10 protein-coding genes are annotated in these 12892 nt (G+C 63.2%); 7 read left to right on the forward strand and 3 right to left on the reverse strand.

Going from position 1 to position 12892, the window contains the following annotated elements; all coding sequences use genetic code 11:
- Positions 1-25 precede the first annotated feature (25 nt).
- From ACJD00_RS06565 to ACJD00_RS06575, 3 genes are all read left to right on the forward strand, one after another.
- The gene (locus ACJD00_RS06565; RefSeq protein ID WP_418909004.1) at positions 26-1192 is read left to right on the forward strand and encodes an exonuclease SbcCD subunit D; all 1167 of its coding nucleotides are present in this window, start codon (positions 26-28) and stop codon (positions 1190-1192) included.
- Entirely contained in the window at positions 1189-4227 is a 3039-nt protein-coding gene (locus tag ACJD00_RS06570; RefSeq protein WP_418909005.1) for an AAA family ATPase, read from the forward strand. The genes ACJD00_RS06565 and ACJD00_RS06570 overlap by 4 nt, the downstream gene beginning before the upstream one ends.
- Before the next feature lie 164 nt (positions 4228-4391).
- Positions 4392-5663, forward strand: a complete 1272-nt coding sequence (locus ACJD00_RS06575) for an MFS transporter (protein WP_418909006.1) — start codon at positions 4392-4394, stop codon at positions 5661-5663.
- Between the two features lie 25 nt (positions 5664-5688).
- Here ACJD00_RS06575 and ACJD00_RS06580 read toward each other — a convergent pair whose 3' ends face one another.
- On the reverse strand, positions 5689-6381 hold the full coding sequence (locus ACJD00_RS06580) for an IclR family transcriptional regulator (protein ID WP_418909007.1): 693 nt from the start codon (positions 6379-6381) through the stop codon (positions 5689-5691).
- Positions 6382-6566: 185 nt separating this feature from the next.
- Here ACJD00_RS06580 and ACJD00_RS06585 point away from each other — a divergent pair, with 185 nt between their 5' ends.
- The 4 genes from ACJD00_RS06585 to ACJD00_RS06600 are packed head-to-tail and all read left to right on the forward strand — an operon-like array spanning position 6567 to position 9974.
- Positions 6567-7913, forward strand: a complete 1347-nt coding sequence (locus ACJD00_RS06585) for an MFS transporter (RefSeq protein ID WP_418909008.1) — start codon at positions 6567-6569, stop codon at positions 7911-7913.
- Positions 7914-7953: 40 nt separating this feature from the next.
- Positions 7954-8898, forward strand: a complete 945-nt coding sequence (locus ACJD00_RS06590; RefSeq protein ID WP_418909009.1) for an HAAS signaling domain-containing protein — start codon at positions 7954-7956, stop codon at positions 8896-8898.
- Between the two features lie 39 nt (positions 8899-8937).
- Complete coding sequence (locus ACJD00_RS06595; protein ID WP_418909010.1) at positions 8938-9678, forward strand: TetR/AcrR family transcriptional regulator; 741 nt, start codon at positions 8938-8940, stop codon at positions 9676-9678.
- Positions 9675-9974, forward strand: a complete 300-nt coding sequence (locus ACJD00_RS06600; RefSeq protein WP_418909011.1) for an META domain-containing protein — start codon at positions 9675-9677, stop codon at positions 9972-9974. The genes ACJD00_RS06595 and ACJD00_RS06600 overlap by 4 nt, the downstream gene beginning before the upstream one ends.
- On the opposite strand, the gene ACJD00_RS06605 is transcribed toward ACJD00_RS06600, so the two are convergent.
- Together ACJD00_RS06605 and ACJD00_RS06610 are read right to left on the reverse strand one after the other, a co-directional pair.
- Positions 9971-10987: a LacI family DNA-binding transcriptional regulator gene (locus ACJD00_RS06605; RefSeq protein WP_418909012.1), complete on the reverse strand. Its 1017-nt coding sequence runs from the start codon at positions 10985-10987 to the stop codon at positions 9971-9973. The genes ACJD00_RS06600 and ACJD00_RS06605 overlap by 4 nt on opposite strands.
- 48 nt (positions 10988-11035) lie before the next feature.
- Positions 11036-12712: a glycoside hydrolase family 13 protein gene (locus ACJD00_RS06610; protein WP_418909013.1), complete on the reverse strand. Its 1677-nt coding sequence runs from the start codon at positions 12710-12712 to the stop codon at positions 11036-11038.
- Positions 12713-12892: the final 180 nt, after the last annotated feature.

Genomic DNA, 12892 nt, shown 5'->3' on the forward strand with positions numbered 1-12892 from the left:
GCACGCATTGCATAGGGTGGGAGTTATGCGATTGTTGCACACTTCCGACTGGCACCTGGGCCGCACCTTCCACGGCGCCTCGCTACTGAACGAACAACGTCAGGTCCTGCAGGCAATTGTCGACCTGGTCCGCGAACACCGGGTGGATGCGGTGTTGGTGGCCGGGGACATCTACGACCGGGCGCTGCCGCATGTGGATGCGGTGCGGCTGTTTAATTGGGCGCTGGGACAGCTGCGGGCCACCGGGGCGCGGATCGTGCTCAGCAGTGGCAACCACGACTCGGCCGCACGGCTCGGGTTCGCCGCCGAACTATTGGACGCCGCCGACGTCCATGTGGTGACCGATCTGCAACGCATGGTGCAGCCGGTGGTGCTTTCCGATTCCGATCACCAAGTCGCGATCTATGGTGTGCCCTATTTGGAACCGCGCATGGTGATGGAGGAGCTCGAGGTCGAGGAACCGAGTCACCAGGCCGTGGTGACTGCGGCCCTCGAGCGAGTACAGAGTGCGCATAACAACCTATGCGCGGAGGCCGCCGGTCCGGTGCATAGTGTGGTGCTGGCGCACCTTTTCGCCGCCGGCGGTGTCGGATGCGACTCCGAGCGGGCCTTGAGCACCGGAAATCTAGATGTTGTGGCCGCCGACCTCTTCGCGGGATTCGATTACGCGGCCCTGGGGCACCTGCACGGCAAGCAACGGCTGCAAGAGCATGTGCGCTACAGCGGTTCACCGCTGGCCTACTCCTTCTCCGAAGCACGTCATCGTAAATCGGTGCTCCTGGTGGAGACCGATGCCAGCGGCGTGGCGGGAGTCGAAGAACTCGAGTTACCGGTCCCGCGGGCCCTGGCGGTCCTGCGGGGGCAGCTCGAAGAGTTGCTGGCCGACCCGGACCTAGCATGGGCCGAGCAGGCATGGTGCCAGGTGACGCTGACCGATGCGCAGCGACCTGCCGAAGCGATGACCCGGTTACGCGAACGCTTCCCCGACACGTTGGTGCTTGCCTTCGCTCCCGAAGGCGAGGAAACCGAAGCGCAACCCAGTTATGCCCAGCGCCTAGCGCGGGCCAAAAGCACCGCCGAGGTCTGCGCGGACTTTGTCGAGCATGTCCGCGAACGCCCGGTGGATGAGGACGAAGCACACATCATCGATGACGTGCTCAAGCGGGTACGTGAAGGAAGGGTCAGCGCATGAAACTGCACCGATTGCGGCTACAGGCTTTCGGCCCTTTTGCCGGGACGGAGACCATCGACTTCGACGCGCTGGCATCTTCGGGCCTCTTCTTGCTTGACGGGCCCACTGGGGCCGGCAAGTCCAGCATTCTCGACGCCATTTGCTTTGCCATCTACGGCTCTCTTCCGGGGGCGCGCCAGGGCAACCGACAGATCCGCTCCGACCATGCCACCGCCCACGACGCCCCCGAGGTAAGTTGTGAATTCTCCGTGGGGCGGCGCCGCTTCGAGGTGACCCGCGCCCCGGCATGGATGCGTCCCAGCTCCCGTGCCAAGAGCGGTTTTGTGGAGCAGAAGGCCTCCAGCACGTTGCGGGAACGGGTCGACGGACAATGGCAGGTGCTCTCCACGCGCAATGATGAGGTTGGACAGCTGCTCGGCGGTGCTCTCGGGTTGAGCCGAGACCAATTCACCAAGGTGATCATGCTGCCCCAAGGAGGATTCGCGGACTTTCTACGGGCCAAGGACACGGACCGTGAAGCGCTCTTGGCGGACCTGTTCGACACCAGCGACTATGCGGGAATCGAAGAAGAATTCGCCAGCCGTTACACCGATGAACGCCGCGCCTTCGAAACTGCGGAGACTCAGCTGGAAACGCGGGCGAGCACTTTGCTGCAGGAAGCCCACGAATTTCTTGGCGAAACCGTGCCGCAAAGCCCCGAGGATGTCGCGGCCACCGAGGCAGAAGCTCGTTACACCGCGTTGCGTCCACGAATTCACGCGGTGATCGAGGAGTTAGAGGTCGCACGCAAGGCCCGTGACACCGAGCGCCAGAAGGCACGCGCCGCGCAACGGCAATTGAATGAACAGGTGGCGGCCTTTGCCAAACTTGAGGAATTTGAGGGGCTACAGGTCACCGACAGGGAGAGCCGACCCGAGACCGAGCAGGCACGGCAGGCCTTGGAGCTTGATGCGAAGGCCCAACGAATCACCGCCTACCTTCGCCAGCGGGAGCAGGCCCGTGCCCAACAAGAGCAAACGTCAACGGCGGCGAGTACGGCATTGCGCCAGGCGGACGATCTGCGTGAATTACCGCGCCGCGCCGACGGTGCCCCAGACCTTGACGCCCTGCCGGCTCACCTCGACGTGCTACGGGAACAACTGGCCACGGCCCGTGCCGCCGTCCCCGAAGAACGCGAGCTGAAAGACTTGCACGGTTCACTTGCGGCGCAGTCGACGCGCATAGAGCAATTGAACGCGGAACTGGTCACGCAGCAGTCGCAGGTCGAGAACCTCGGCGCGAGCCGCCGGGAGTTAGAGGGCGAAGACCTCGACGAGGTAGCCGCCAGCGGTGCTGTCCACGAGGCTACCGTGGCCTTGCAGGAGGCCGGCGAATTGCTCGAGATGGTCAAAGAGCGCGAAAAGCTTCGCGAACACCGGCTGGCCTCCCACGAAGCCCTTGCCGAGGCGCGCTCGGCAACCGCTACGGCCGCCAAGGAGCATGCCGCGGCCTGGCAACTACATTTGTCGCAGAGTGCTCTACGGCTCGCCCAGCAGCTACGTGCCGGCGAACCATGCATGGTGTGTGGTGCCACCGAACACCCCGCTCCGGCAAGCAGTGCACAGACCGAGCCGGAGTTGATTGACGAGGACCGACTGGCCGAGCTTGAGCAGGCTACCGAACAGCGCCGCGCCACGGAGCAACGCGCGCTGGCGGCCTTTGAAAAGGCAGACACGAATTATCAGTCGGCCGTGTCCGCCACGGAATCCGTAGTTGTTGCCGCAGCCGCTGCGGCTTTGACCGAGCGGGAACAGCAGCTCAAAGACGCTAAGGCCGCATTGCAACAGGTCAAGGACCGGCTCAAACGGCTCGTGGCACTTGAAGCGCAACAGGGCAAGGCTCAGCAACGGCAGAACGACATCACCGTCGAACTGAGTGCCGAACGTGAAAAGCTGCGGGCCGGCACCGAACGCCGCACGCTGCTCGAACAGCGCATCGCCACGCTTCGCGGTAGCTATGATTCGCTGACGGAACTGGTCACCGAGCTTGCTCGGCGGGTGGAGCGCACCGATCTGGTCCTCGAGACACAGCGTTCCCTTGAGACGGCCAGCGGGCGGCTGGAGCAGAGCATCGAGGAATGGGAGAAGCAGCGTACCGCCGCAGGTTTCGCCGCGGATGCCGACTATACGGCTGCGCTTCTGGAACAGAACCAACGTGCCGAGTGCGAGCGGCACGTACATGCCGCGGAGCAGCGCGCGGCCCGACTCGCGACACTGGCCGAGTCCGCGGAGGTCCAACTGGCTGCGGCGCTGCGTGCCGATGGAGGGCAGGCTCCCGGCGAATCGCAGTGCACCGCGGCGAACGAAGCGGTGGACGAGGCCGAGCGAGCCTATGAACAGGCCAACGAACGGTTGGCCGTGTCCCGCAGTCGTCTGGAACGGCTCGACGCGCAGCGCGACGAGTTGGCTGCCCTGCGTGCGGAGTATGGCGAACTTTTTGCCAGCTATCGGCGTTTGAAGGCTTTGGCTGAGGTCATGCGCGGTCAGGGGGAGAACCGGCTGAAAATGACCCTGCGCACCTACGTGTTGGCGGCCCGGCTGGAAGAGGTGGCGGTGGCCGCCACGGAGCGCCTGAAGGTGATGACCTCCAACCGTTATGAGTTGCACCATGATGACAGGGCGCGCGGCAATGCCAAGTCGGGGTTGGGGCTTGTGGTGCATGACGCGTGGACGCTGAAACCGCGGGCCACGCAGACACTCTCCGGCGGGGAGACTTTCATGGCTTCACTGGCGCTGGCTCTCGGTCTGGCCGATGTCATTACCCAGCACAGCGGCGCGATTGACATGCAGACGCTGTTTGTCGACGAGGGCTTCGGATCCTTGGACACGGACACGCTGGATCAGGTGATGGGGGCGCTCGAAGATTTGCGCTCTGGCGGTCGCTCGGTCGGAGTGGTCTCGCATGTCAGCGACATGAAGCAACGTATTGCACAGCGGGTGACGGTCCATAAGACCCAACGTGGCTCGCGCATTGCCTACGATCCGCTCGGTCCATAGCCGGTAGCGGGGCGAGCTTGGCCACAGTGCTCGGTCAAAGTGGCCTCGATAATAGACAAAGCCCGCCCGGCGTGGCTCAATGGAACTAGCGCCATGAGGCGTGCATGGGCCACGGGCGCGTCGGGGGGTGCGGGACGACGCGCAAATCGATCTTTGGAGATTTGTTGACCCTGGATTCACGCTCGGGTGACTCGAGCGCACCCTCGAATTCCTCTGTCGGCTACGCCGGACTGATCCCTCTGGTTGGCGGCCTGTACCTGCCGTTGGCCTTCTTCGCCCGTCTTCCGTTGGCCATGTTGACCATCGGTTCGATGACACTGGTGACCGCAACCACCGGTTCCTATGCGCTGGGCGGTCTTTCGGCCGCCATGGTGGGTATTGGCTCGGCCGTGGGCGGACCAACCATTGGATATCTGGCCGACCGTCTAGGCCAGCGGCCGGTACTGCTTATCGCCGCTATTCTGAACACCGCCCTGCTGGCGGGCATGGCCTTTTTCGAAACGACCTTCACCGAACCCAATGTGGCGGTACTTGTGCTGCTGGGCTTGCTCACCGGCGCCAGCGTTCCGCAGGTTGGCCCCATGTCGCGTGTCCGCTGGATTTCGCTCACCAGAACCAAAGGCAGCAACCCGCGGGTGCTTTCCGCCGCGCTGGGTATCGAGTCCATGCTCGATGAGCTGGGCTTCGTGCTCGGACCGGTCACGGTGGGACTGCTCGCTTCGCTAGTTCACCCCGTCCTACCGCTGGTGATTGCTGCGGTGCTCACCATTGCCTTGGTCCCGCTGTTCGCGGTGCACCCTACCGGAGCCGCAGTGCGTCCCGCGACGACTCGGAAGGGTACAAAGGTCCCCTTGGGCCGTGCCCGGGCCAGCGTCATCGCGCTGATGGTGTTGGGAATGATCGGTTTGGGGACCGTTTTTGGTTCCCTGGCCGCGGCTACCCTTGCCTTTGCCGGTGCGCAGGGTGATTCAAACCAAGGTGGCATGCTGTACGGCGCGATGGGACTTTCCAGCGCCATTGCGGCCGTGTCGGTGGCGGCATGGCCACAAGGCTTTACGCAGAGTGCCCGTTGGATCGCCAGCGGCCTGTTCTTGACCGTCACCAGTTTCGCGCTCCACGTGGCCAGCGACGTGCCATGGATGCTGGCCTCGCTGTTCCTCGTGGGCATCGGGGTAGGGCCGGTGATCGTGACCGTTATGAGCTTGGGCGGCGAGGTTGCCCCGGCACAGCGACTGTCCACGGTGATGACGCTGCTGTCGGCTGGCATCGTGGTCGGTACCGCGATCGGCAACGGTTTAGCCGGTGTCTTCGCCGAGTCCATGGGATACCTCGGGGCCTTCTGGGTCGCGACGGGTGCCTCGGTGGTGATCACCCTGGCCGCGGTGGCCGCACGGCTGATTATGCGCTCATCGCGTGATCTGATCCGCGTGCGCTAACCGCAAGGAGCCACCTTGCTTCGGTTCAGCTCAACTCGTCGCTGATATTCAGCGCCGCTTCTTTCAGGGCCCGCACGATCTTTTCGTGCGGGTCCTGCGCATTACTGGCGAAAACCACGGCGATAGCCGCGGGGATGGGACCGGTGGCCGGAAGCGGGACGGCGATCGAAGAAACACCTTGGATAACCTCATCCTCGCTCGAGGCGTAGCCGTCGATGCGGGCGGCGCGGGCGGCCTCCCGGTAGGCGACGGTGGATTCCATGGATTCCCACTGGGCCTGCGTGTAGAGGGACTGAATCGCGATGCCCGGGGCGCCAACATCCATTCCGTGGCGTGAGCCGGGCCGGTGCACGATGGCGCGCTGCGAGTGCATGGGCTCAACCGACTGCAAGGTGGTGCAGAGTCCCTGTTCCCAGACGGCGATGAAGGCGGTCATCGATAGTTCATTGGCCAATCGGTTCAGTTCGGGGATCGCCGCCGTTTGCAGGTCGCGCTGTACGCTGCGGGCCAGGACGGCCAGTCCCGAGGCCGTGCGAATCTTCCCGGCGTCATCACGGCGCAGCAGCCGGTGTTCTTCGAGCGTGCGCAGGATGCGGTAGGCCACCGAGCGGTGTACCTCCATGGCTTCGCTGACCTCGGCAATGGATAGCGGGCGTGGCGCATCGGCCACGATTTCGAGCATGCGGATGCCTCGGGAGAGGGTCTGCGCTGCGGTCATGATTTGCCTTTACTCCTGTGCGATCCGGGTATCGCGAGTCTATGGCATTGCCATATCGCACGGCGAGTTCGTTATTTGAAAGTCGTAGCAACGGTCTTGTGATGTGAAACACGTAACGGGTACGATGACTGACATCTGTAACCGTCCGAACGGTCGGTAACTCGCTACGTCATACAGGAACTCACATGTCACAGAGCCCCACACGCACCCAAGAGGAGCGGCGAGTCCTCGCCGGCACCTTGGTGGGTACCACCATTGAATGGTACGACTTCTTCATTTTCGCCCAGCTCACCGCGACCTTGCTGACTCCGCTCTTCCTCGAGCCGTTGGGCCAGTCCAACCCCGGTGTCGCGCAGATTCTATCCTTCGCGATGATCGGCATTTCCTTCTTCTTCCGCCCCCTGGGCGCGGTGGTCGCCGGACACCTCGGCGATAAGTTCGGCCGTAAGCGCATTCTGGTGCTCACCCTGATCCTGATGGGCGTGGCCACCACCCTTGTTGGTCTGTTGCCCACCTACGCGCAGATCGGCGTCGCGGCGCCGATCATGCTGGTGTTTCTGCGTATTCTGCAGGGCTTCTCGGCCGGTGGCGAATGGGGCGGCGCCGCGTTGATGTCGGTGGAGCACGCTCCGGATCACCGGCGTGGTTTCTTTGGTGCCTTCCCGCAGATTGGTGTGCCCATTGGCATGATTCTGGCCACCGGTCTGCTCTTCATTCTGCGTATCTCGATGACCCCGGAACAGTTCATGTCTTGGGGCTGGCGCATTCCATTCCTGCTCTCGGTCGTGCTGATCGTCGTCGGGTACATGATTCGCCGTGCGGTCGAAGAGTCACCGGTATTCAAGCAGCTGGCTCAGCGCAAGGCCTCGGAGCACACCCCGCTGCGCGATTTGTTCCGGACCAACGCGAAGCAGGTTATTCAGGCTGCGCTGGTCTTTATCTCGAATAACGCCGTGGGCTACATCGTGATTGCCTTCTTCATCTCCTACACCACCAAGGTGCTTCAGATGCCGCTGGCGCCGGTGCTGTTGGCCACCACCATTGGTTCGGTCGGTTGGTTGATCTTCACCCTGCTCGGTGGTTGGCTCTCCGATAAGCTCGGCCGCCGCAATACCTTCCTCATTGGCTATGGCATCGTGTTCGTCTGGATCATTCCGACCTTCATGCTCACCGATACCGGGTCGCTCTTCCTCTACGGACTGAGCATCTTCATTCTGACCATGGGTCTGGGGCTGTCCTACGGGCCGCAGTCGGCGATGTATGCCGAGATGTTCCCGGCCCACATCCGCTTCTCCGGCATTTCCATTGGCTATGCCATTGGCGCGATCCTCGGTGGCGCCTTCGCCTCCACCGTGGCGCAGATCCTGCTCGAAGCCACCGGAATGTCGATTTCGATCGCCATTTACCTCATGGTGCTCACCGTGATCTCGGTGGCCGCCGTGATCTGGGTTGGTGAAACCCGCGGCAATAACCTGCATGTGGAGGACCTCGAGGAACAGGGCGAATTCAGCGAGCCTAACACCACAGCGTAGTACCAACGGAGCCGGGATCCGGGGCAGTAGGCTGGGGAACATGAAATCTCCTCTGCCCCGGGCCGCCCGGCAATTCCTTGAGCAGCTGGGCCGCGAACTGTCCTTTTTGAGCCGTGAGGAACGGGCTCAGGTGTTGGCCGCGACCCGCAAGGAGATCAGGGCGTTACCCGGTCGTGGGCGACGTGCCGAAGATTTGGCCGGGGCCTTCGGGTCACCGGCCATTCTGGCGATGAAGTTCAAACGCACCGAACGTGAGGAACTGCCGGTGCGTAGCGGGCGTGAGTTTCTGTTGCGCCTGCTAGCGTGGCCGACCGTGGGATTCGCGGTCGTGACCGCGCTGGCGATGTTTAGCCTCGAGCGCTTCGGCGCCTCGGCGGGGGAGTTGGGCTTCGCCGCCCTCTGGGTGCCTCCGGTGCAGCTGAGCCTGTTGCCGGTGGTGTTGGCTTTGGTGCCGCTGGTGCTCTCCGGATGGACGGCGGTGGTGCTGCAACTGCTCGGGGTGCTGGGGCTGGGGCTCGTCGTGGTTCTGGGCGGGCCGCAGGCCGGATGGTTTTACTTACCGGTCTGGCTCTTGCTCGGCACCCAGATTCTGGTGCCGCAGTTGTTGATGCGCGGTTCCATGGGGCGTCCCGACGGGCCGTGGCGTCCTCTCGCTCTGCTGGGGTTGATTGCGGTGGTGACTTCGGTTGTTATCGAGCGCGGCTGGGTTCATATAGTGGAACACTGGTGGACAATGACCGCCTGTGTCGCCATGATGATCACGGGCCTTGGCGTGCTCTTCCGGCGCCGTTGGCTCGACATCCTCACCATTGCCTGTGGGATCGCCATTCTCGGGGCGGTGTTGGCGGCCCCGTGGGCCGGGTTTGCGGCCGGGTTAGACACCGGTCTCTGGCTTGTCGGGGGCGTTGGTTTCGTCATCGGTCATTTGGCGCTGGCCGGCGATCTGTGGCACCGGCGTGCGGCCCAATTACTCGCCTCGTTATAGGTCTGTTGCAGAAAAATAAATCAGGGTAGGTTTTAACGTATGAGCTATGCCGATCAGGTCCCGGTTGAACCCGTCAAACGTCCTCGCGGTCGCCCGCGCAAGGACTCGGCTCTCGTCAAAATCAGCAAAGACCTGATAATTGATCGCGCGCTGGAAATCGCCGGTCGCGAGGGCTTTGGGGCGGTCACCATGAACCGGCTGGCCGAGGAGTTCTCCGCCACCCCACGCGCACTCTATAACTATGTGACCGACCGCGACGAGGTCGTCTCCGCCGCATTCGCCGAGTTCCTCGATCAGGCACCAGAACTGGAGTTTGATACCACCGACTGGCGTAGCTCCTTGCGACAGGCCTACGCGGCGACCCGCAAGCTCTTCCGGAAATATCCGCGCATCGCCATGGCGGCCCTCGAAGAGCGATTCAGCGATGAGGTCGATGAGCGACAACTGCAGTTGATCGGCAAGATGGTGCAGTTCTTCGTCGATCTCGGCCTTGATTTGCCCACGGCCGAACTCTTCGTGCACGCCTTTGAAACCGACGCCTTCGGTTTCGCCATGCGCGTGGACTACGTCAATGATCTGGCCAACAGCCAGCATGAGGATCCGCAGAATGCGCCACTGCATGTGTGGTGGCACCGGGCCGCAGATCGCGGAGTAGCGGCCAACTTCCCGCAGCCGGATGACAACGAGCCGCTACGGACCGGTGACATGCTGTTCGACGAGTTCGTGAACCTTCGGGTGCTGGCCGTTGAGCAGGCGCTGGCTGCTAAGGGACTTTCGTGAGCAGCTCCGCGGAGGGCACCTGGGGAGTCAAACGGCGCGGCGAACCCTGGCTACAGCTAGCAGCCGAGGGGCGGATCCTCGGGAATGATGGGTGCAACCGGCTGATGGGCGGTTGGCGCGTGGATGGGCCGGGCGTGCGTTTTGAGCCCCTGGCTAGCACCCTGATGTATTGCGAAGGCGTGGACACCTGGCTCAACACGGCCGTTACTGCCCTGGTGGAAAATGACGAGCTCGTGGTATTCGACGCCGAGGGCCGGGAAATTGGCCGGCTGGCTCGCGCCGCGGAGTCGGACTAGTCGAAATCCGCGGTGCGCTGGGCCGTCGTGCCGCGCACGATGAGTCGATGCCCGGCTAGGTGATGCTCGGCCGGGGCACGTCCCAATAGCGCATCGATCAGTAGCTTGGCCGCGTCGGCACCCTGCTCGGCGGGATTCTGACCGATCGTGGTCAGTTCGAAGAGCTCGGCCAGATCGTGGTTGTCGATGCCCACCACCGAGAGACGGCTTGGTACGTCCACGCCGAGATCACGAGCGGCCAGCAGCGCACCGATGGCCATTTCATCACTCGCCGCGAACAGTGCGGTGGGGTGGGCCGCGGGATTCCCCAACAGTTGCTTGGCGGCCTGGTAGCCGCCCTCCATGGTGAAATCGGCCCCTTGGAAGAGCGCCGGTTCGACCTCTAGTTCGGCCTGGCGCATCGCCGTCACAAAACATTGACGGCGATGCGAGGAAAGCTGGAAATCCAGGTCCATGTCGTTGCTACCGCCAAGGTAGCCGATGCGTTCATGACCCAGGGCACGCAGATGCCCGACTGCCAAATCTGCCAGGGCCTGCTCGTCCAGGGAGAGGGTCGGGGCCCCGGGGAGCGGACCCCCGACCCCGACCAAGGGCTTATTCAACGCATGTAATGCGGTGAGCTCCGATTCATCGAGCTCAACATTAATGGCGATCACCGCGTCCACCCGCTGGCGCAGCAGAAAGTCACCGAAGATGCGCTTGCGCTCCTGCGGTTCCTTGGTCAGCTGATACAGCGTGGTGTCGAATCCCTCGCGGAGCAGGGCCGAGCTGACACCTTCCAGGGCCTTGGCGTAGAACCAGTGGTTGATCTGCGGAAGCAGCACCCCGATGTTGCGGGTGCGTCCCGAGGCGAGGCCCGAAGCGCTGGCCGAGACCACATAGCCGAGGTCATCGGCCGCGCGCCGTACCGCCTCCAGGGCATTTTGTGAGACGTTGCCGCGTCCGGAGAGCGCTCGCGAAACTGTCGCGATTGATACGCCGGCGCGTTCGGCGACGTCCTTGATCCCTGCCACGTGATTCCTTCCTCGGCCCTGACTACAGGTTATCGGGTTATCGGCGGTTTATGCGTCCAGCACCCAGTATGTTGCTTCGCCCGCCAGCTGACCCTGCTCGGTAAGCGGTGCGCTGCAGAGCACCACGGTCCCGGCGGACAGGGCCGGGTGATCCATGGGCTCAGCCGAGTAGTTGCTCAGCACCGTCAGCGGACCATTGCGGTAGGCTAGAACCTGCTCATCCGGCGACTCCAGCCACTCTAGCTTCCCTTCACCCAAACGGTGGGTGCGGCGTAGCTCAAGTGCCCGCGTGTACAGATTCAGCGTGGAATTCTCGTCCTGGAGCTGCAGATCGCGCGCCAGCGGACCGTAGGCCTTCGGCTGCGGGAGCCAGCTGGCGCCGCTGTCGTTGAAACCGTAGGCCGGGGCGTTCGCTTCCCACGGCAGCGGCACACGGCAACCGTCGCGTCCGTAGCGTTCACCGGAGGTGCGGAACCAGGTCGGATCCTGACGGGACTCGTCGGGCAGGTCAATGGCTTCGGGCAATCCGAGCTCTTCACCCTGATACAGGTAGGCGCCACCGGGAAGGGCCAGCATGCCCAGCGAGGCGGCACGAGCGCGGCGCAGGCCATGCTCCTGCTCGGGCAGGTTTTCGGTGAGCGGGCCGATGCCGTCACCCTGCGGGTTATCGGCCGAGAGGGCCAGGCGGGTGGCATGGCGCACCACGTCGTGGTTGGAGAGCACCCAGGTGCTCGGGGCACCAACGGCGGCAAAGGTCTCCAGTGAGTCGTTGATGACCTGGCGAACCTCGGTCGCGTCCCAGCTGGTGGACAGGTAGGGGAAATTAAAGGCCTGGTGCATTTCATCCGAACGCACCCACTTGGCCATAAGTTCCAGCGGGTTGACCCACGCCTCGGCGCAGAGCACCCGGGAGCCCTCATATTCGTCGAGGATCTGGCGCCATTCGCGGTAGATCTCATGCACGCCATCCTGGCCCCAGTATGGGGCTGGCTCCTCGTCGCCACCCATGGAGGCGGAGTCTGCCGGTGGGATGTAATCGGGCAGCCCTTCGGCCTTAATCAACCCGTGGGCCACGTCGACGCGGAAGCCGTCGACTCCACGGTCCAGCCAGAAGCGCAGCACGTCGGCAAACATGGCGCGAACCTCTGGGTTCTTCCAGTTAAAGTCCGGCTGCGAGGAGTCGAAGATATGCAGGTACCACTGGCCCTCGCTGCCATCGGGGTTCGTGGTGCGGGTCCACATGCTGCCGCCGAAGACCGACTGCCAGTTATTGGGCACATCCTCGGAGTCGCGGAAGATGAAGCGATCGCGCTCGGGGGAGCCCGGGGCTGCCTTTAGGGCTTCCCGGAACCAGGGGTGCTGATCCGAGCAGTGATTCGGTACGAGGTCGATAATGACGCGCAGCCCACGGCGGTGCGCCTCGGCCACCATCTGGTCGAAATCCTGCAAGGTGCCAAACAGTGGGTCCACGTCGCAGTAATCGCTGACGTCATACCCGGCGTCCTTTTGCGGGGAAGTGTAGAAGGGCGAGAGCCAAATGGCATCCACCCCCAGATCCTCGAGTGCACTCAGGCGCGAGGTAATTCCCTGCAAGTCACCCATGCCGTCGCCGTTCGCGTCGGCAAAGGAGCGCGGGTAGATCTGGTAGATCACCGACGAACGCCACCAGGTATCGTCCTGCAGGCGACGGACGGCGTCGGTTTCGGCATTTAGTAGGTCAGTCATGGATTCAACGATAGGGGAGGTTGCGAGGTTTTGTAAACGTTTACTTATGCATGACAATAATTCTGACTCAGTGACGTGCCGCCGGCAGCTCTATGTCGACATTCCCGCCTGGTTGAATTGGGTAGTTGCGCGTTTTCGTAATGTGTGTCACTCTGGAAACGCTTTCACGTGGTGGTGTCG

It is taken from the genome of Glutamicibacter endophyticus, from assembly GCF_048457885.1.
Lineage (GTDB): Bacteria > Actinomycetota > Actinomycetes > Actinomycetales > Micrococcaceae > Glutamicibacter > Glutamicibacter endophyticus.